At 61.0% G+C, this 20,110-nt stretch carries 14 protein-coding genes; 9 read left to right on the top strand and 5 right to left on the bottom strand.

The features are described from left to right. Positions 1-65: 65 nt before the first annotated feature. From RAM60_RS07330 to RAM60_RS07320, 3 genes are all read right to left on the bottom strand, one after another. Positions 66-2,681, bottom strand: coding sequence for a calcium-binding protein (locus RAM60_RS07330; RefSeq protein ID WP_369027315.1), 2,616 nt, complete (start codon positions 2,679-2,681; stop codon positions 66-68). A 242-nt stretch (positions 2,682-2,923) separates the two neighbouring features. After that, positions 2,924-5,641: a M10 family metallopeptidase C-terminal domain-containing protein gene (locus RAM60_RS07325; protein WP_510639506.1), complete on the bottom strand. Its 2,718-nt coding sequence runs from the start codon at positions 5,639-5,641 to the stop codon at positions 2,924-2,926. 289 nt (positions 5,642-5,930) lie between these two features. Beyond that, complete coding sequence (locus RAM60_RS07320; RefSeq protein ID WP_369024946.1) at positions 5,931-6,962, bottom strand: CDP-alcohol phosphatidyltransferase family protein; 1,032 nt, start codon at positions 6,960-6,962, stop codon at positions 5,931-5,933. A 107-nt stretch (positions 6,963-7,069) separates the two neighbouring features. Between RAM60_RS07320 and RAM60_RS07315 the strand changes: the two genes are divergently transcribed. Further along, the gene (locus RAM60_RS07315) at positions 7,070-7,966 is read left to right on the top strand and encodes a CDP-alcohol phosphatidyltransferase family protein (RefSeq protein ID WP_369024947.1); all 897 of its coding nucleotides are present in this window, start codon (positions 7,070-7,072) and stop codon (positions 7,964-7,966) included. Here RAM60_RS07315 and RAM60_RS07310 read toward each other — a convergent pair. Next, positions 7,939-9,063: a glycosyltransferase family 4 protein gene (locus RAM60_RS07310; protein WP_369024948.1), complete on the bottom strand. Its 1,125-nt coding sequence runs from the start codon at positions 9,061-9,063 to the stop codon at positions 7,939-7,941. The genes RAM60_RS07315 and RAM60_RS07310 overlap by 28 nt on opposite strands. Before the next feature lie 313 nt (positions 9,064-9,376). Here RAM60_RS07310 and RAM60_RS07305 point away from each other — a divergent pair, with 313 nt between their 5' ends. The 8 genes from RAM60_RS07305 to RAM60_RS07270 are packed head-to-tail and all read left to right on the top strand — an operon-like array spanning position 9,377 to position 18,369. Further along, positions 9,377-10,477 carry an inositol-3-phosphate synthase gene (locus RAM60_RS07305; protein ID WP_369024949.1) on the top strand — a complete coding sequence of 367 codons (1,101 nt, stop codon included), beginning with the start codon at positions 9,377-9,379 and terminating at the stop codon, positions 10,475-10,477. A gap of 34 nt (positions 10,478-10,511) precedes the next feature. Further along, entirely contained in the window at positions 10,512-11,276 is a 765-nt protein-coding gene (locus RAM60_RS07300; protein ID WP_369024950.1) for a phosphocholine cytidylyltransferase family protein, read from the top strand. Next, positions 11,273-12,511, top strand: coding sequence for a glycosyltransferase (locus RAM60_RS07295; protein WP_369024951.1), 1,239 nt, complete (start codon positions 11,273-11,275; stop codon positions 12,509-12,511). The genes RAM60_RS07300 and RAM60_RS07295 overlap by 4 nt, the downstream gene beginning before the upstream one ends. After that, entirely contained in the window at positions 12,505-13,599 is a 1,095-nt protein-coding gene (locus RAM60_RS07290) for a KpsE/RkpR family capsule polysaccharide export protein (RefSeq protein ID WP_369024952.1), read from the top strand. The genes RAM60_RS07295 and RAM60_RS07290 overlap by 7 nt, the downstream gene beginning before the upstream one ends. Continuing rightward, positions 13,599-14,402, top strand: coding sequence for an ABC transporter permease (locus RAM60_RS07285; protein ID WP_200980740.1), 804 nt, complete (start codon positions 13,599-13,601; stop codon positions 14,400-14,402). The genes RAM60_RS07290 and RAM60_RS07285 overlap by 1 nt, the downstream gene beginning before the upstream one ends. Then, positions 14,399-15,838 (top strand): ATP-binding cassette domain-containing protein, encoded by a 1,440-nt coding sequence (locus RAM60_RS07280; RefSeq protein WP_369024953.1) that lies wholly within the window; start codon positions 14,399-14,401, stop codon positions 15,836-15,838. Before RAM60_RS07285 ends, RAM60_RS07280 begins: the two co-directional genes overlap by 4 nt. 3 nt (positions 15,839-15,841) lie before the next feature. Beyond that, positions 15,842-17,197, top strand: a complete 1,356-nt coding sequence (locus RAM60_RS07275) for a glycosyltransferase family 4 protein (protein WP_369024954.1) — start codon at positions 15,842-15,844, stop codon at positions 17,195-17,197. Continuing rightward, positions 17,197-18,369, top strand: a complete 1,173-nt coding sequence (locus tag RAM60_RS07270; RefSeq protein WP_369024955.1) for a polysaccharide biosynthesis/export family protein — start codon at positions 17,197-17,199, stop codon at positions 18,367-18,369. The genes RAM60_RS07275 and RAM60_RS07270 overlap by 1 nt, the downstream gene beginning before the upstream one ends. Here RAM60_RS07270 and RAM60_RS07265 read toward each other — a convergent pair. After that, positions 18,366-20,024 (bottom strand): bifunctional GNAT family N-acetyltransferase/carbon-nitrogen hydrolase family protein, encoded by a 1,659-nt coding sequence (locus RAM60_RS07265; protein ID WP_200980736.1) that lies wholly within the window; start codon positions 20,022-20,024, stop codon positions 18,366-18,368. The two genes, RAM60_RS07270 and RAM60_RS07265, sit on opposite strands and share 4 nt — an antisense overlap. Positions 20,025-20,110: the final 86 nt, after the last annotated feature.

Here is a 20,110-nt window from a genome sequence, read left to right as displayed (position 1 = left end):
AACCCATCCATAGCTGAAGCAGAGGCGCGCAGCCGGATGCCGCGCGCCTCCACCTTCTTCATTCCCTAGAAGAACAGTTCCCCTGTCGGCAGTGCGTGGTTGTCTGCGATGTGCGGGGCGAGGATGCCTTCGCCAAGGCCATTGGGGACATCGCTGGATGTCAGGCCTGTGTCGAACGCCTTGGCGATGTCGCCGGCGGGCTCCGCGCCTGCCGGGAACCAGCCTGCCCAGGTGGAGGGGGCGAAGCCGTTGGCGGTGAGGTAGTCGATCACCTGCTGCTGGCTCTGGTAGTTGGCATAGCGGATGTTGCCGTCGGCATGCATGTAGGCATGGAGGTACGCCGTCCCGTCGGTCAGCGCGAAATAGACCTCCTGCAGCCCGTCGCCATCGTAGTCGTCGGCTCCCAGCACGCGGTTGATGTTCTCGATCTGGAGATCGTTCTGGAAGCGCCGCTGGCTGTCGTTGGCCGAGCCTGCGACGACCTGGCCCGCGGCAACCAGCGGATCGATATAGATGCCGGCAACGCGCGTCTCGCCGGCCCAGCCATGGTCGGCGAAGTAGACGAGGCCGTCGGGTGCGGTGCCGACAGTGGCGAAGCGGCCGATGGTGCGGTTGACGAGGATCTGGTCGACATCGCCGTCGCCGTTGACGTCCGCGCTGCCGATACGCAGCCATCCGCCATTGCCGCCCAGCGCATTGCCGTCGAAGTCGCGGATGTTGTTCATCGCGGACTGGTAGACGCTGCGGTCGGCGGTGTTGAAGTTGACCGAGACACCGGTGCCGGGAAGCAGGCGCAGCGTGGCATTGTCGAACTGGAGATACTCGACATTGCGCAGAGTGTCGGTGCCATCGGGCCCGGTCACCTGGAAGACACCGGTCGAGGTCTGGGTCACCGTATATGCCGACTGCAAACCGCGAACCACCGCAGTGTCCACGTTCGATCCGCCGTCAATCGAATCATTGCCGCCAAGACCGGTGAGGATGTTGCTCTCGCTCGAACCGATCAGGGTGTTGGCCACGAAATTGCCGGTGGCGTTGAATGCACCCTCCATGATGACGAGGGTTTCCACGGAGCTCGCGATCACCGCGTCGAAGCCATAAACTCGCATGGTGTCGTTGCCGCCGGTTGCGGTCTCGATGATCTCGTCACCGAAATGGTCGACGACATAAATATCATCGCCATTGCCACCTTCGAGCCGGTCCGCGCCGGTTCCGCCATCGAGGAGGTCGTTGCCATCGCCGCCGAACAACCAATCGATACCGGCATCCCCGTAAAGTGAGTCGTTGCCGTTTTCACCGTAGATATCGTCATCTCCGCCGCGGCCACGGAGCAAGTCGTTACCGTCGAAGCCGAGCAGCAGATTATTGCCACCGTCTCCGTACAGGGTGTCATTGTAAAGCGAACCACTCAGACCTTCGATTTCGGCCAGCGTATCGCTGCCTGCCCCGCCGGTTGCCTGCGCAGTCGTTATCGCAAGGTCCACGGTGACGCCCGAGGGGGCATCTTCGTAGCTTGCAATATCGAGCCCGGTTCCTCCGAAGAGGTTATCGTTGCCTGCACCGCCAATCAGCCAGTCGTCCCCGGCCAGGCCGTAGATCGTATCTGCGCCTCCACGTCCGTTGATGATGTCGTCACCAGGCGTACCGTTCAGCGTGTCTGGCCCCTCGGTGCCGAGATCCGGCAGGTCGATGGTCGCGTGGACGATGCCCTGGGCTGTGTTGTAGTAGAACCCTTCTCCGTCGGCGGAGACCACGATTTCGGCTCCCCATTGAAGGGTGGCGAAATTTACGCCGGATACGGCGATGCTGCCAACGAGAGCGTAATTGTAGGCGTCGACGACCACGACAGCCTGGTTCTGGCCATCAAGGAAGAAAATGCGCTGTCCGTCAGGGCTGAACGCCACACCTTGGGCATAGCCGAGCGAGGGATAGATGCTGGACAGGTCGCCAACATATTGCATCGTGCCGGTATACAGGTGCGCGCCGCCACCGGTGACGATGATGATACGGTCATCCGCAGTGACGCCGGACGCAGCTTCGATCCCCTCGGCGTAGCCATAGACGTTGTTCTCGTAGATGCCGTTGCTGGCCGTGCTCGAGCCGTTCGGAGCGATGAGGAAATATTCGGCGGACGACAATCCCAACTGGCCAAGCAGGACGACATTGGAATCGGGAATGGTCAGCAGCGACGCCGCGGAGCCGAGACCTGCATAATAGCTGCCGCTCAGAGTTCTGCTGCCATCAGCAAGTTCGACGGTCGACAACGGTGCCCAGCCGCTCCACCCGGGAAGGATGTTCTGCGACACCTGCAGCGTATCCGCGTCGCTCCAGGTGACGTCGGAGAAGGTGTAGTCGCTTCCGGTCACCGTATAGGTGTAGGCAGTGGCGGAAAACGTCCCCAGATCGACGACGTAGAGGCTCACATCGGCGGTATTGCTGGTCCAGTTCTGCGTCTGCTGGACGTTCTCGGCAATTTCTTCGACGATTGCGAGGCGCGACCCGTCAGGGGATAGAGAGATGGCACCAAGATCACTGCCCAGCTGTACCTGGTAGAGGAGGGCGCCGGTCTGTGAATCATAGACCCGGAGGTAACCGTCATTCCCCGCAACATAGATGATGGTTCCATCGGCGCTGAGGGTCCAGTCCTCGTCGCCCTGGGTCGAGATTAGTGTGGCTGGCATCGGCTGATTTCCACTCGTTTCGGGCCCTGTCCGGGCCATTGTTATTTTCTACGGGCAGCGATCACCGTGCCCCCCTGAAACTCGATTATCACAGCCAATTTAGTGGTCAATTCCAAGAATTGACCTTGTCCGATATTTGCACGTGCAAGTGCACGGCTTCCGTATCTGTTAGACGGAACCCTGCCTGTCAGCCAAATTCTGGAAAATTACTTCCGGGAAGCCCGAAAACCCTGCGAGCTTCCCTAGAAGAACAGTTCCCCTGTGGGCAGTGCGTGGTTGTCTGCGATGTGCGGGGTGAGGATGCCTTCGCCAAGGCCATTGGGGACATCGCTGGATGTCAGGCCTGTGTCGAATGCCTTGGCGATGTCGCCGGCGGGCTCCGCACCTGCCGGGAACCAGCCTGCCCAGGTGGAGGGGGCGAAGCCGTTGGCGGTGAGGTAGTCGATCACCTGCTGCTGGCTCTGGTAGTTGGCATAGCGGATGTTGCCGTCGGCATGCATGTAGGCATGGAGGTACGCCGTCCCGTCGGTCAGCGCGAAATAGACCTCCTGCAGCCCGTCGCCATCGTAGTCGTCGGCTCCCAGCACGCGGTTGATGTTCTCGATCTGGAGATCGTTCTGGAAGCGCCGCTGGCTGTCGTTGGCCGAGCCTGCGACGACCTGGCCCGCGGCAACCAGCGGATCGATGTAGATGCCGGCAACGCGCGTCTCGCCGGCCCAGCCATGGTCGGCGAAGTAGACGAGGCCGTCAGGTGCGGTGCCGACAGTGGCGAAGCGGCCGATGGTGCGGTTGACGAGGATCTGGTCGACATCGCCGTCGCCGTTGACGTCGGCGCTGCCGATACGCAGCCATCCGCCATTGCCGCCCAGCGCATTGCCGTCGAAGTCGCGGATGTTGTTCATCGCGGACTGGTAGACGCTGCGGTCGGCGGTGTTGAAGTTGACCGAGACGCCGGTGCCGGGAAGCAGGCGCAGCGTGGCATTGTCGAACTGGAGATACTCGACATTGCGCAGAGTGTCGGTGCCATCGGGCCCGGTCACCTGGAAGACACCGGTCGAGGTCTGGGTCACCGTATATGCCGACTGCAAACCGCGAACCACCGCAGTGTCCACGTTCGAACCGCCGTCAATCGAATCATTGCCGCCAAGACCGGTGAGACGATTGGCAACACCATTGCCGATTAGCTGATCGGAACCTGACCCACCGACCGCATTTTCGATCACCGTTCCGCGCGCAATTGTCATGTTGCCGACGCTGCCGCCAACGTTCGAATAGGTTTCCTGGTTCAGGTTGATGACCTGGGCTGTCGCAAAACTCGAATAGTTGAGAGTGTCGACGCCGCCGTGATCCACGATCGTGAATGCGAGCAAACGGCCCAACTGATCGGTAGCGGCATCACCCACACCGTAGACGTCACGTCCCGAAGTATTGCCGACACCGTAGACAGTGTCGCCGGTGCGGGTCGAGTTGGCTACGCCATAAGCTTCCTGGATCGCGACAATGTCCGCCGCGCGCGGGGTAACCGCGAAGACTCGAGTGAATCCCTGGGCCTGGAAGAACGTGTTCTCGGACTGATCGAAATACGACATCACGGTCGTGGCCCAGGAATCGTTCAGATAGCTGGCATCGCTCGTGTAATCGGCGGTGTTGTTGTAATTACCCGCATGGCCCAGGCCGAGCGCGTGGCCGATCTCGTGAAGGTAGGTCTGGAAGGAATAGCTGTCGAGCGTCGTGCCCGATGAAACCAGCCAGTCGGTCGAGATGTTGACCTGCGAGCTGATGATGAAACCGCCGGACGTCGTCGAAGTCGCGAAAGCACCGCTTTCGGTATCGTCGAACACTATCTGGCCACCGCTCGAGACCTCGGAGAAATTTATCCCGAGCACGTCGCTCCACAGCGTCAGGGCGGAGCGTGCGAGAAACTGACCGTCAGTAGTCAAAGCCGTGACATTGACGGTAATCGTGCCGCCGATGCCGACGTTGAAATGACGACCCGCGCCCTGTCCGCCCCAGTAGCCGTAGAGCAGCTGGTCGGCGATCTGGTCGTTCGAATACTCGCTGAGCGGCTCGGCAATGCCCGCAGACAGGTGGTATGTGCCTTGCTCTCCTTCGGCCCAGCCGGCCACGTCGATATAATACGTGCCTGAAGTTTGCGCGACGAAACGGATGCGCGAATATGTGCCGGAACTGTCGTCGTTGAAGGCAAGGACGCTGCCCGAAGCGGTCCGCAGGGTCAGTGTGGTATCGACATCGCTCGCTCCGCCGGTGGCGCTCGTGACGAATTCGTAGGTCTGCCCGGCCTGAAGAGTGACGGCATACCAGTCGTGGTCACCCGTTTGCTCAAGCGAGGCGCTGACAATCGCTCCATCAACGACGATCGACGAAGCGGTTGCGGCGGTGGATCCTGCCGCATCTGCAACCGGACGCGAGCTGGTGACGTAATAGTCGCCCGTGGCCGTGTCGTAACCGGTGACGTCGAGATAATAGGTCCCGCTGGTCGTGGCAGTGAAGGTGATCTCGGAATAGTACAGCCCGGCATCGGTATTGGCATCGTCATTGGTTGCGACGATTCCACCGGATGAATTGCGCAGGTTCAGGATACTGTCGACCAAGCCGCCGCCAGGGAGATAGGTCGAAAAGGTGTAGGTCTGGCCTGCCGTCAGGGTGATGCGAAACCAGTCGCTGTCACCCGGAGTGTCGATGGCGCTCGTCTGGTAGCTGCCGGGGCTGAGAGTCGCGGTAGTGAGCGTGCTGCCGGGGATGGTGTCCTCCGCGCCGGAAGTCCCGGTGCCCGGCTGGAACAGCTTGCCGCCATCATGGGCGAGGCATGCGGGGCAAACGCAACCTCCGGCATGGACGCTTTCGCCAGCCAGCGGATTGCCAGTATTGTCGAGGAAATCGAACGAGAACGTGTCGTCCCCATCGAAGGTTTCGTTCAACCTGAAAGTCTGCCCGTCCATCACTCGACCCTTACCCTAAACCCGTCGCTCGCAAGTGGCTCATCTCCGAAAGCCAAAGGAGCGCGGCTCCAACAGAACTACCTTTTGCCTTCCGGCGCATTCCGACACAATCGCAAGTTCGAAGTAACTCACGATGGCTGGACGATATCGTACCAAATCCCTGGCATTGCTTTTCTTAAAGTCGCTAGCCCAAGATTGGTTAAACCGATCTTCAACCCCTCGATGTGCCGGGAAGCCAGCGCAGAATCGCCAACTTCACCGGGACTTGGGCAATGTGACAGGTCCTTGATTAACCTTGCCTAACTGATGTCGAAGTCGTGAGCAGGGTCCAGCAAAGGACGACGAACCAGCCGATGGCCACCACTAGAAAGACGTAGAGGAGCGCGGTCGCAAGGCCTGCCACGATCGCAAGGAAGGCAGCAAAGGCGTAAAAATCCCGCATGGTGATGTAGGTCAACCAACGCCTGACGGCGGAGGGGCGCTGCCCGAAGCGCGTCTTGAGCGCATCGAAAGTCAGGTCGCCCCCGTCGCGTCGCGACTGGATGGCAAGGATGGCACTACCCAGAGCCAGGATGATACCGCCGGCAAGGCCTGCAAGACCGGCGGTCTCCTCGCCGGCAGTGAACAGGTTGAAACTGACGCCGCCGACAAAACAGAGGTTGGTTGCGGTATCGGTGAGACTGTCCATCATCGCACCGGCCGCCGAACTGCGGAAGGTGGCTCGCGCCATTTCGCCGTCCACTCCATCGACGATGGAAGACAGCTGGAACAATGCAGCGCCGAGCAGCAGCCCCTGCGAACCACCGCTGATCAGTGCAACGAACATCGCGATACCCAGCAGGCCTGCCGCGAAGGTCGCATGCCATGGGCGTGCCGCAGGAAACTTCAGGACGAGGCGGGTGATGAACTGCGAAATCGGTCGGTTAAGGTGTCGCGAGACGATGCCGTCGGTCGGCTTGCCGGTGCTGGCGACGATCCTGCGCCCGAGCACTTGCAGGGTCGGCACATCAGCATCCCCCGCATTTGGCGAAACCTCTCCCGCTGTCTGCAGCTTATTGCCGCCAATCAGTGGGCGTTCGCCGAGCCCGCACGAGTCGACCGCCAGCAATTCGAACCCCGGTGCGAGGCGATGTATCTCGCGCACGGTCAGTGGGGAGGGCGACCAGCCTCCGGGCACGGCGACAATTACTTGCCTGTTTTCCCCGCCATGGACTTTCGCGAGCTGCAAGACGGCCCTGGCTGTCGCAGGTACGCCTGCCACGAGACAGTTTGCCGCGCGCTCGGACGGGAAGGTTATCGCGGCAGGAGTGGGGGCTGACATCTTGGGTGTGATGGCTTGCAATTGTCGTAGGGGAATTGCATCGCCGTCTACCGACAAGTCCGCCAAGATCAAGCCGGGCAACCCGCCCACAGCAGGTAAGCAGATTCGTGCCCGCTTCCGATAACGCCAACCCTGGCAAGCAATTGCCGTCTTCTCCGGAAGGGCGGATCGTCGAGCTACAGAACCCGCTTGACCGCGCGCTGTACCATCCGGTCGCCGCGTATCTCGCACGGTCCCTTGCCCGCACGGTTGTCACTCCGAACATGGTTTCCGTCCTTGGCGGTTTGGCAATTGTTCTGGCCGGGATTGCCTACATCCAACCCGCCTGGCCGCTGGCAGCACTGGCCGGCTTGTGCCTGCACATGTCATGGCATGTCTTTGATGGAGCGGACGGCGATCTGGCACGGCGAACTGGCCGGGTCAGTGCGTCAGGAGAGATCATTGACGGGATTTGTGACTACGCCGGTCACACGGTCCTTTATGTCCTTCTGGCCGCTGCGGCTTCGCGGGAGGTTGGGCCGGTGGTCTGGGTCCTCGCGGTGGCCGCCGGCGTCAGTCGGGTAATCCAGGCCAATTTCTACGAAGTGCAACGCCGTCAATACGCGTATTGGGCATATGGTGTGGGGTGGCTGAGATCCGGCAACGAGGCTGCGGACACGAATTTTCTGGCCGTCGCGGCCCGGACGTACCTGCGCATCGCGAGCTTCTTCTCTCCACCGCAATCCGAGATCGACGACGCAGCGACCGACCCCTCGCGCGCCCAGATGCTGTCGCGGCTGGTGCGCGACTTCGGACCTCGCGCCTTCGCAGGAAGCAGCCTGCTCGGCGCCAACTATCGTACACTCGTCCTCGGTGTTTCGATGCTGTTAGGATCGCCCCTGTGGTTCTTCGCCTACGAAGCGGTGGTTCTCAATATCGTGATAGGCATCAGCCTGGCGCGTTCGCGAAGAACCCTGACGGCCCTCAATGCTGCGCTTCAATCTGGCTCGAGCACTGTGCGGTAGGCATCGAGGTTCGCGGCCGCGAAATTGCGCCAGTCGAGCATCCTTGCGCGGGCAATCCCGCGTTCCACCAGGCCTGAAGCGAGCGCCGGATCTGATGCGATCCGCCTTAGGGCACTGGCAATAGATGCCGTGTCTTCCGGGTCGACAAGCAGAGCCGCACCTGCGGCCACTTCGGGCATGGCGGAACGGTTGCTCGTGATGACGGGGCATCCGCAGGCCATGGCCTCGGCAATAGGCATGCCGAATCCTTCGCAAAGAGACGGGTGGAGCAGAGCCGTCGCGCCATTGTAGAGGGTGACGAGCGTGTCTTCGTCAACCGGTGCCAGGAAGTCGACCCGGTCAGCGATGCCGAGCTGGGTCGCCAGCTTCTGCAACCGGGAGGTCGATGCCCCCTGCCTCTGGACCAGGACGAGCCCAATCGACTGGTCGGACGAAAAGGCAGAGGCGAACGCTTCCAGGACACGCATGTGGTTCTTGTACGGTGCGTTCTGCCCGACAGTCAGCACATAGCGTGGGCGGGAGACGCCGATCCGGTCGATTTCTGCGGGATCGGTGGCTCGCCGGACGAAGCGTTCCGACACGCCCGGCAGCACTGCCCGGCATCGTGCGGCGAGGGCCGGTTCAAGATCGATCAGCGCGGTTCGTGTGGCCTCGCTTACGGTCAGGATGATGGTAGACCTCGCCATCGCATGCCTCATCCCGTGGCAGTAGAAGGCTTTCTCGGCCAGGCCCCACGGCTTCGGATTGCAGAGCTCCGGATCGGTCAACCACATCACGTCATGCACGGTTGTGATGCAAGGCATCCCCAGTCCCATGGGGAGAATGTTGGACGGGGCATGGAAAAGATCGATGTCGGAAAGGTCGGCAAGGTAGGGCAAGAACCACATGCTCGCCGGGCCGTTGGTCGCCCAGGGGACGACACGTTCGGTGACATTGGCGGCGTTGGAAAGGGAGCCGAACTTCGCCGGATGACGCAAGAAGAGAAATTGCAGGTCGGGGGCGAGTTGAGGCAAATGATCCACCAGTGCCTGGACCATCTCCCCAATCCCGCTGGGAGAGCCGTTGATGTATCGGCAGTCGAGGCAAACAGTCGGCATTCTGCGGTCACGCTTGCGTCAGAGGATGATCGCTCTGCAAGGACGAATTCAGGATAGGGTCAGGAAATCATGACCACGGGCATTTCGGCATGGTGCATTCGAGAATGATGTCTTCGGTCGTTGGTTTTTCGGACGATCAAGTCTAATGGGTAGGGCGCTGGGGTTGATCAGTTGTTGGCGTCGATTGCGGGAACTTTATCGTGATTCGTGACCCGTGGATTGATTTCTACTGTTTGGGCCAGTTTTGAAGATCGCTACTTCAAATCGCAACTAAGCGCGCTTCTAGAATAATATTTTGACCAGGATTGAATTTATGTCAGCGATTCGCGTCGCAATCGTCGGTGTCGGGAACTGCGCCAGTTCGCTGGTCCAGGGTGCGGCATATTATTCCCGGCAGGCATCGACCCGTGGTCTCATCCATGACTACGTCGGGGGTTACGGCGCCGATGACGTTCGGTTCGTTCTCGGCATCGACGTCGACCGGCGCAAGGTGGGCAAGGACCTTGCCGAGGCGATTTTCGCCGCTCCGAACAACACCAAGGTCTTCTGCGAAGACGTTCCGCTTACTGGAGCGCCTGTCATCCGAGGAAGGGTTCTCGATGGCATTGCAGAGCATATGACCACTGCAGGTGAACGCGGTTTCATCGTCGATGAGGGTGCCGACGCAACGCAGGCCGACATTGTTGCGGCGCTAAAGGCTTCGGGTACGCACATCATGCTCAACTTCCTTCCGGTAGGGTCTCAGGAAGCGAGCGAATTTTACATGGAATGCGCGCTCGAGGCCGGTGTTGCAGTGGTGAACTGCATCCCTGTGTTCATCGCCAGCGACCCCGAATGGGAATCCCGTTTTCGCGAGCGCGGCCTCCCTATCGTAGGGGATGACATCAAGGCGCAGATCGGCGCGACCATCGTCCACCGCACCCTGTCCAGCCTGTTCACCACCCGCGGGGTAACGGTCGAGCGGACGTACCAGCTCAACACGGGCGGAAACACGGACTTCATGAATATGCTCGATCGCCAACGGCTGACGAGCAAGAAGGAGTCGAAGACCGAAGCGGTTCAGGCTGCATTGGCTGAACGGCTGGCCGCGGAAAACATTCAGATCGGTCCCTCCGAGTATGTGCCTTGGCAGAAAGACAACAAGCTGTGCTTCCTGAGGCTCGAAGGGACGCAATGGGGCGATGTCCCGGTGGAACTCGAACTGCGCCTTTCGGTCGAAGACAGTCCCAATGCGGCGGCGTGCGTCATGGATGCCATCCGCTTCTGCAAGTTCGCCATGGACAATGGCGACAGCGGCGCGCTGATTGCGCCCAGCGCCTATTACTGCAAGCATCCCCCGCAGCAGATCGACGAGGACACGGCGGGCCGCATGCTGGACGATTACGTTTCGCGTTTCGCCCAGGCGGCGGAATGATCGCCTAGTCCGAACTGCCGGCGGGAAGTTACCGATGGACGCCCTGATACTTGCTGCCGGTTTCGGCAGTCGCCTGCGTGAGGTGGAGCCGTGCAAGCCGCTGACCCGGCTGCACAGCCTTTCGTTGCTGGAGATTGCGGTCCGTCAGCTTGCATCGGTCGGCGTCACCCGGGTGGTAGTAGCGACCGGCTATCTCGCGGACGAGATCGAGGCCGCGCTCCCGTCGATCGCAGAACTGGCCGGCATCGCGGTCGAAGCCCGGAGGGTGGAGGACTACAATCTTCCCAATGGTCATTCGGTTATGGCCGGCGCGGCCGGGTTCTCCGGCGAATTCTTGCTGGTGATGGCTGACCACTTGCTTTCCCGCCAAGTTCTTCAGGGCTTGGTGGATCGCGGCGTACCAGACCACGGCGTCGTACTCGCCATTGATCGGCGAGTGGATTCCCCGCTCGTGGATCCCGACGATGCTACTTGGGTCGAGACGGGCGACGACGGGCGGATACGGAAGATCGGGAAGTCGATCACCCGATATCATGCGGTGGACTGCGGTGCGTTCCTGGCCACCCCTGCGCTGCTGGCGGCAATCGCGTCGGCCATCGCCGGCGGCAAGGCCGGCTCGCTCTCCGATGGAATGCAGCGTCTTGCCGACGATGGTCGTGCATGGACGACCGATATTGACGGCGCATGGTGGATCGATGTCGATGATGCGCGTGCCCTCGAACTTGCAAGGCAGCAAGTGATGGAACATTGCCCGGAGCTGTTCGCATCGGACGAATATCAGGGATCGGTGCCGGCGTGAGCGATCGGATCCTTCTCGATGTGACTCGTGCGGTCAGCCGTCGCTGGCGAGGTAAGACCCCGAGCGGGCTCGATCGCGTAGCGGATGCCTATGCCAAGCATTTCGCCGCAAAGTCGCTGGCCGTGCTGCAGGTACGCGGCAGGCCCTTCGTCCTGGATGCAGGCAATTCGGAACGTTTGCTTGGTGCCCTCGACCAGCCCCGTCCCGAGTTTCGCAAAGTGGTCATGCGCATGATGGGCCGATTGCCCATTGGTACTGCCCCGGCTGCGGACTTAGCCGGTGCCCGATACCTCAATGTGAGTCACACGGACTTCGATTTGGCCGCGCACTGGCGCTGGGTCCGCCGTCACAGCTTGCGTCCGACCTATTTCCTGCATGACCTCATCCCCATCAGCAGTCCTGAAGTAACCACACCCCACAAGACTGCGAGACATCGGGGCAGGGTGATGCGTGCACTCTCAGGTGCCGAAGGGATCGTGGTCAATTCGCATACCACCGCGCAGGAACTGACACTGTTTGCCCGCAAGACGGGATCGAGGTTGGCGGCAACGCTGGTTGCCCCGCTTGCAGCCGAGCGGAGGCCCGTCACTTGCGGCCAGCCGCAGACGACGGGGCCGGTCTTCGTCTCGATCGGCACGGTAGAGAAGCGCAAGAACTACATGCTGCTGCTGGATGTCTGGTCGCGCCTTGTTCGGCGACTTGGGGTTGGCACGCCAAAATTGGTTATCGTGGGAAGCTGGGGACTGGGCGGTCACGCGGTGCGAAACCGCTTGATGCGGGATGCCGAGCTTGCACGCTTCGTAGAGGTTCGCAGCGGGCTCGGAGATGCGGAAGTTGCTCGTCTAGTGTCGTCTGCCCGCGCGGTGCTGTTGCCGTCACTGGCCGAAGGTTTCGGACTTCCGCTGATCGAGGCGCTGCAACAGGGCGTTCCGGTCATCGCCAGCGACCTGCCCAGTTTCATCGAATTCGGGCAAGGCATTCCAACCCTAATCGACCCGGCAAACGCGATTGCGTGGGAACAGGCGATCGTCGACTTCTGCGGCGAAAGCATCGAACGCGAGCGTCAACTTGCCTGCGTGGGTAACTTCACGTCTCCGACCTGGGCAGATCACTTTGCCTCTGTCGAAGGATGGCTGGCATCCGCGGCAAGGACCGAACCTTGCGCCAGGCGGGAATATGGCATCTACACAAGTGACCGCAGGTCAGGGGAACAGGGACGGGAAGTGCAGTGCTGAACAGGATGAAGTCCATCAATCCGCTGTTCCTGGCGGTAGTGGCACTGCCGACATTGCTGGCTTCGATCTACTTCGGCCTGCTGGCCGAGGATGTCTATGTTTCCGAATCCCGCTTTCTGGTGCGTAGCCCCAGCAAGCCCGACGTATCGCCACTGGGTGCAATCCTGAGTTCTGGCAGCCTCGCCGGGGCCACGGAAGAAAACAATGCGGTCAGGGAGTTTCTCGGCTCGCGTGCGGCACTTGCGGAGGTCGACCGTCAGGGCCTCGTCCGCAACGCATACAGTTCCCCCGCGATTTTCTTCATCGACCGGTTCGGGGGGCTCAATGGCAGCAGCTTCGAACAGCTCTACGACTACTACTCCGACAAGGTGTCGGTCGAGGAAGGCGATAGCGTGCCTGTCCTGCGACTTCGCGTTGAGGCCTTTGACGCGAAGGATGCGCAGCAGATAAACGAGAAGCTGCTGCAAGCTTCTGAAAAGCTTGTGAACGACCTGTCCAGGCGGGCACAGTCAGATGCAGTCCGGTTCTCCGAAAATGAAGTCAGCGAAGCGCGAGAGAAGGCTCGCAGCGCATCGCTCGCCCTGGCGCGCTTCCGCGACCAGCAAGGCATCATCGATCCGGAATTGCAGGCCAAGGTCGGGCTGCAGACTATTTCCCAATTGCAGGAGCAGCTGATCGCGACCCGGACCCAGCTGTTGCAGATGCGGACCTATACGCCGCAGGCGTCGCAGATCCCATTCCTCAGGACACAGGTTGCGGAACTGGAGCGAGAAATTGCGCGGCAGACCAAGCAGATCGCGGGTGGCGCGCGCTCGCTCTCATCGAGTGCGGCGCGATTCCAGGAACTTACTCTCGCATCGAAATTCGCCGAGCAACAGCTCGCGATCGCGCTCGCCTCGCAACAGGATGCGCAGGCCGATGCGCGGCGCAAGCGAGCCTATGTCGAGCGGATTTCGAACCCGTCGCTGCCAGACTACGCGATCTTTCCGCGCCGCATCCGCAACATCTTCGCTACGTTTGTCTTCGGGCTCCTCGCCTGGGGTGTGCTGTCCATGCTGATTGTCGGCATCAGGGAGCATCGCGACTGATGGCGACAAGCCCGCCCGCACCAGTTCCCCTGCGCCAGAGCCTGCAGATCAACGGGCGCGTGGTCGGTGCATTGCTGGTGCGCGAAATGCTGACCCGATACGGCAGGCACAATATCGGCTTCCTTTGGCTGTTCGTCGAACCGATGCTCTTCACTCTGGGTGTCACCGCCCTCTGGACTGCAACAAAGTCGGTGCACGGAAGCGATCTCCCGATCGTCGCATTCGCCCTGACCGGCTATTCCAGCGTCCTCCTGTGGCGCAACATGCCGGGTCGCTGCATCGGAGCGCTGTGGGCCAATCTTTCCTTGATGTACCACCGCAACATCAAGGTTCTGGACATCTACACGGCGCGCCTGCTGCTTGAATTCGGTGGAGCGACCATCTCGTTCGCTGTGCTCGCTATCGTCTTCATGGCGTTCGGCATACTTGCGCCTCCGGAAGACTTTCTGGGTGTAGCGGCCGGGTGGCTCCTGCTGGCATGGTTCGGCTGTGCGCTCGCAATTTTCCTCGGCGCCATGTCGCACCGGAGCGAGCTGGTCGACAAGTTGTGGCACCCTGCATCCTACCTGCTGTTCCCGCTCTCCGGGGCGGCATTCCTTGTCGATGCACTGCCGCTTGCTGCGCAGAAGGTCGTCCTCTGGATACCCACGGTGCATGGTGTCGAAATGGTCCGCGAAGGGTGGTTCGGATCACAGGCGCGCGCCCACTTTGACGTTGGCTACCTGCTAGTCTTCAACCTTTTGCTTTCGGTTGCCGGACTATTGATGGTGCGCTGGGTCGCGCGGCGTGTGGTGCCGGAATGATTTCGGTCCGCAATCTTCACAAGTCCTATCCCACACGCTTTGGCAACAAGGTGGTTCTGGACGGGATCGACTTCGATCTAGCGCCTGGTGAAAGACTGGGCATCCTGGGCCGCAATGGTGCCGGCAAGTCGACCTTGATCCGGCTGGTCAGCGGAGCTGAGAAACCGACGTCCGGATCGATCGTGCGGGACATGTCGGTGTCATGGCCACTCGCCTTTGGCGGCGCGTTCCAGCCGCAATTGACCGGCATCGACAACATCCGCTTCATTACCTCGATCTACAATCAGGACTTCGAGCGCAATCTCGCCTTCGTCGAGGAGTTCGCCGAACTCGGCCCCTATTTGCGGGAGCCGGTGCGCAGTTATTCTTCGGGCATGCGTGCGCGCCTGGCTTTCGCCATTTCGATGATCATCGAGTTCGACTGTTTCCTGATCGACGAAATCGGTGCGGTAGGTGATGCTCGGTTCCACGATCGCTGCAACCGCGAGCTGTTCGATGTTCGGGGCGACCGCGCCATGATCATCATTTCCCACGATGCAGGATACGTTCGCGAACACTGCAATCGCTGGGCAATCCTTCATGACGCCAAGCTTTCGCTGTTCGAGGAATTCGAGGACGCATACGAGACCTACAAGGAATTGATCGGGGCGGAAACGCACTCGCAGCCGGTTCCGGTCGACTTCACCAGTCGCGCATTGATGATTGCCTCTTCCCAGCATGCAGCGCTGACCGATGAGCGGTTTCGTGCTCTCGTTCAGCAGGGGGATTGGGCGCGCGACGAAAGGGACTGGCCGCGCGCGGCGGATCAGTATGGCAAGGCTCTGGCACTGTATCCATACCAACGCAGCTACTGGTCCCAGCTGGGCCACATGGAAAAAGAACAAGGCAACTTCGCTGAGGCGGAGATTGCCTACCGCACCGCTGTCGCTCTGGGTGAACCCTTGTCCGACGTCGACGAGCATGCGCAGTTCGTGATGGTTCAACAGGACTTTCATGGGGGCGAGGGGACTTTGCGCGTCCCGCAGCTTGGTCCTGCGGTCCTTCAGCCGCCCGCACGGCCCGACATCGAATTGCTTTCGTGGCTGTTCACGGGCGATCACAAACCCGACGCAGCGGTGGTGGGGCGTTCGATGCGAGAAGATGGCACGCTCGACGAAGTGGCCACAAACCTTGTCTCGGGCATTTCCTTCTCACCGGCACACTGGAAGCGTGATGCGCAGTTCGAGCCATTGCTGGAACGAGCGATTTGCCTTCTGGGAGATGGGCGCTCCGTCTTGGACCGCAGTTCGCTGGAGGACGGTGATGACCTGCCGGCGGCTATGTTTCGACTAGGCGCCTTCGAGCGCTGGCCTCTCACCAATGTGGCGATGTCCCGCCGCTATCCAGAGCTGGCCCACTCCAACGACAAAATGACAGCGTCTTCGCGCTCCAACTAAACAATGACTTCAAACCAGAAAAACATCCTCATAGACGGCTACAACCTCGGGCTCGAGAAGGGCACGGGCGTCGCGACCTACGCGCGCAATCTGAGCTACGAGATCCACGAACTCGGCCACAAGGTATCGGTGCTTTATGGCAACCGTGGCTCCTACAATCGCGATGAACTCCTGCATGAGATCGCCTTCTTCGACGGACCGGTCGAACAACCGCGCTTCCTCGAAATTTTCGAAAGGGCAAAGCAGGCGATACGCGGCCCACTAAGCTACTCGGCCAAGCAGGTTCCGATTACCGGCAAGGTCGTTTCACGAACCTTTGCTTCGCGCCTTCCCTATTTCGACGCGATCTACAATTCGAACGAAGTGTTCAAGAATGCTCAGGGCGCGTTCTGGATGTGGCAGCGTCCGGTCAACATCCGCATGCCCGAACAACCCGACCTTGCGCACTGGACCTATCCACTACCGGTTGCGATCAAGGGGCGACCGAACATTTACACGATGCACGATCTTGTGCCGTTGAAACTTCCCTACACGACTCTCGATAACAAGCGCCGTTACCTGAAGCTCATGCGCCTGCTCGGTCGTCGCGCGGACCACATCGTTACCGTCTCGGAGAACTCCAAGCGCGACCTTGTCGAGCTGGTCGGTATTCCCGAGGAGAAGATCACCAACACTTACCAGTCTGTCCAGATTCCCGCAAAATATCGCGACAAACCCGAAGAGCAGGTTGCCAGGGAGGTCGAAGGCGTGACCGGCTTCCCCCACAAAGGCTATTTCCTGTTCTGGGGCTCGCTGGAACCGAAGAAGAATATCGGTCGCATGATCGAGTCCTACCTCGCCAGTCAGGTGGAAACGCCGCTGGTCATTATCGGCGCGCAGGCATGGAAGGCCGAGCGGGAACTTGCTCTCCTCAACGAGGGCCGTGTAGAAATCTGGGACAACGGCAGCATGGCCGAAATCCGCGGCATCACAGGTCCGGAACGGCGGAGGGGCGCGCGCAAGCACATTATCCGGCTCGACTACGTGCCCTTCAGCCTTCTGGTCAGCCTGATACGCGGTGCAAAGGCGGCGCTTTTCCCATCGCTGTACGAGGGGTTTGGCCTGCCAGCGCTTGAAGCCATGCTGCTGGGGACGCCGGTGATCTGTTCGAACACGTCATCGTTGCCCGAGGTTGTCGGGGATGCCGCCATGACCGTCGATCCCTATGATCCGCAGGCTTTGACTGCCGCGATCAGGGCGATCGATGCGGATCGAGGCCTGCGCGAAGATCTCGCCCGGCGAGGTGTGGTTCAGGCAGCCGAGTATAGTCCGGCAAATTATCGCGATCGCCTTGAGGCGGTCTATTCGAGGTTCCTGTGATGCTACGTAAATCCTCAAACATTTCCGGAGCCGTCGCACTTTCGCTGCTCGCGATCACGACCGCCGGTTGCTCCGCATTCGGTGCTGCGGGACCTGGCACAGGCGCGGTCCGAAAGCTTGAGGGGACGAGTTACGCCAATGCGGATATCGCCGTTGTTGATCTCGACGTGGCTGCAGCCGATCGCCTGACGGAGCATCGTCGCGCTACGAGCTTCGCGCAGGTGTTTGCGGGCGATACGCGTATCACCCCGCTGATCGAAAGCGGAGACATCGTAGGCGTCACGATCTGGGAGGCACCGCCTGCGGTGCTATTCGGTAGCGTCGCGCCCGGAGGCGCAAACGGGGCGATGGCATCGCAAGGCTCGACCATCCCCGAACAGCCAGTCGACGAGCAGGGCAATATCGCCGTGCCCTTTGTCGGCAAGGTGGCAGTCGCAGGACGGTCTCCCGAAGACGTCCAGCTTGAAATCGCGCGGCGGCTGAGGGGTAGGGCGCATGATCCCCAGGTTCTGGTACGTATGCTGGGGAACCAGGCCAACAATGTGACGGTGCTCGGGAAGGTTGCGAGCACGAGGCGCGTTCCCCTTACCGCCAGCGGCGAACGTCTTCTCGACGTACTGGCCGCTGCCGGGGGTCCCACGGAAGATGTCGACAAGACCACCGTACGCCTGACGCGAGGAGCGACCGCTGCGACCATGCCGCTCGATGCGGTCATCCTCGACCCCGCGCAGAACGTGCCGCTTCGCGCGAACGACGTGCTGACGGTGATCCACCAGCCATACAGCTTCATTGCCCTCGGTGCGGTTGCCAAGAATGCCGAGGTGCCATTCGAAGGCTCGGGCCTGACGCTCGCCCAGGCGCTCGGTCGGATTGGCGGACTGCGCGATGACAGGGCTGACATTCGCGGCGTTTTCGTCTTCCGCTTCGAGGATCCCGATGTCCTGCCGGCGCAGGTGGCGGACGCCGGGCGACGCAATCCCGAGGGCAGGGTTCCGGTAGTTTACCGCCTCGACCTGTCCGACGCATCGAGCTTCTTCGTCGCGCAGGAATTCGCCATTCGCGACGACGATGTTCTCTACGTGTCGAGCGCTCCTGGTGCCGACCTGCAGAAGTTCCTCACGACCCTTTCCAGTGCTGCCTTGTCGACCATCGCAATCGGGAATTCGCTCTAGCCTCCACCGGGGCCGGTAGGTCCAAGGGGCTCGCGACGCGGGCGCGGTTTGCCTCTGTGCTTGCCGTCCTCGTCCCATTCGATGCGGTAGAGGTCAAAGCGACGGTCGGCGAGGTTGCGGACCGTACCCTCCGCACGAGCCCAGCTGAGATCGGCGAGGTTGATGTCGCTAATGGTGAGCGTCTCCACGTTCTCGGTCGCTTCGGCGGCAATCCCGTCGCGGGCGAAGGGAAAATCGCACGGCGTCAGGATGCAGCTCTGGGCGTACTGGATGTCCATGTTGCCGACATTGGGCAGGTTACCGACATTGCCGCTGAGGACGACGAAGCACTGGTTTTCGATCGCGCGAGCCTGACCGCAATAGCGCACACGCAGATACCCCTGGCGGCTGTCGGTGCAGAACGGCACGAATATGATGCGGGCACCTTCGTCCGCAAGGCGGCGACTGAGTTCCGGGAATTCGCTGTCATAGCATATCTGCACGCCAATCGGACCGCAGTCGGTCTGGATGACGTCGATCTTGTCCCCACCCTTGATGTTCCACCAGTATCGCTCGTTGGGCGTGGGATGGATCTTTTCCTGTTCGTGGACCGAACCGTCGCGCAGGCAGACGTAGGCGACATTATGGATGTCCCCATCGTCCATCCGGGTCGGGTGGCTCCCGGCGATGATATTGATGTTGAAGCGCATCGCCATGTCGGAGATGTCCTGCTTCAGGCGCGGAGTGTACTCGGAGAGACGCTCGATCGCCTCGACTGGCGAGAGTTCCTTTTCCTCGTAACTTAGCAGCATCAGGGTGAAGAGCTCGGGAAAGAGGATGAAGTCGCTCTCGTAATCGCTTGCGACATCGACGAAATATTCGATGGTGGAGAGGAACTCCGCGTAGTCCTTTACGGCGCGGGCCTGCAATTGGCAGGTGGCCACGCGAACTGCCTCCACTCCGCGGGGCAGGCGCTTCTTGGGCGGTTGGTCGGCTTCCACGTAGGGATTGCGCCATACCATCATCACGGCATTGGCTTCGGATGCCTTGTCCTCGGGCAGGTAGTTTTCGAGCACGCGTTCGGGCTCGAATCCGTTGGCCAGCTGGAAGCGCAGCACGGGGTCGTGGATCTTCCCGGCGACGACCTGGTCGAGGTAATCCTGTGGGCCGTCGACCTTGCGTTTGTGCCGGCGGTAATTTGGCATCCGGCCTGCAAAGATCACGCCCTTCAGGTCGTTCTCCTCTGCCAGGGCACGGCGTTCCTCGTACAGCCTGCGCCCGATGCGCACGCCGCGCACCTTCGGATCGACGCACATTTCGTAGCCATAGAGCCAGTCGCCGGTGGGGTCGTGGCGACTGCCGAAGCCATTGCCGGTAATCTCGTCCCAGTCGTGGTCCTGAAAGGCCAGCGTCTCGGCCACCTGCATCGTCGCGCAATAGCCGACCACTTCCTCGTCGAGCAGGGCGACGAAACAGCCTTCGCGGAAGTTGTTGATCTGCCCGCGTACCTCACCGTGGGTGTAGGCCGGCATGTCGTTGTAGACCCGCCGCACGAGGTTCGCGATGCCGGGAATGTCCCTGATGCGTGCATTGCGGATTTCCAGCCGCCGCTGGCCGAACTTCTCGCTCGCCTTGCGGCGGGTAGCAGGTTTCTTCTTCGCAGGTGTCTTGGCCAATTGCCCCTCGTTTCGTCCGGATAAAGAAAATCCGGGACCGGCGCTGGGCCGATCCCGGATATGTCAGCCTTGGTAAGGCAATGCGG

This window comes from Qipengyuania sp. RANM35, assembly GCF_041021145.2.
In the GTDB taxonomy this organism is placed as follows: Bacteria; Pseudomonadota; Alphaproteobacteria; order Sphingomonadales; family Sphingomonadaceae; genus Qipengyuania; species Qipengyuania soli.
Note: the sequence above shows the minus strand (reverse complement) of the source record. Positions and strands in the feature narration are given on the sequence as shown.

Bases quoted from the DNA above. Each gene is read 5' to 3' on its own strand.
- RAM60_RS07330 (WP_369027315.1), bottom strand. From the start codon at position 2,681: ATGCCAGCCACACTAATCTCGACCCAGGGCGACGAGGACTGGACCCTC.
- RAM60_RS07325 (WP_510639506.1), bottom strand. From the start codon at position 5,641: ATGGACGGGCAGACTTTCAGGTTGAACGAAACCTTCGATGGGGACGAC.
- RAM60_RS07320 (WP_369024946.1), bottom strand. From the start codon at position 6,962: ATGTCAGCCCCCACTCCTGCCGCGATAACCTTCCCGTCCGAGCGCGCG.
- RAM60_RS07310 (WP_369024948.1), bottom strand. From the start codon at position 9,063: ATGCCGACTGTTTGCCTCGACTGCCGATACATCAACGGCTCTCCCAGC.
- RAM60_RS07305 (WP_369024949.1), top strand. From the start codon at position 9,377: ATGTCAGCGATTCGCGTCGCAATCGTCGGTGTCGGGAACTGCGCCAGT.
- RAM60_RS07300 (WP_369024950.1), top strand. From the start codon at position 10,512: ATGGACGCCCTGATACTTGCTGCCGGTTTCGGCAGTCGCCTGCGTGAG.
- RAM60_RS07285 (WP_200980740.1), top strand. From the start codon at position 13,599: ATGGCGACAAGCCCGCCCGCACCAGTTCCCCTGCGCCAGAGCCTGCAG.
- RAM60_RS07280 (WP_369024953.1), top strand. From the start codon at position 14,399: ATGATTTCGGTCCGCAATCTTCACAAGTCCTATCCCACACGCTTTGGC.
- RAM60_RS07275 (WP_369024954.1), top strand. From the start codon at position 15,842: ATGACTTCAAACCAGAAAAACATCCTCATAGACGGCTACAACCTCGGG.
- RAM60_RS07270 (WP_369024955.1), top strand. From the start codon at position 17,197: ATGCTACGTAAATCCTCAAACATTTCCGGAGCCGTCGCACTTTCGCTG.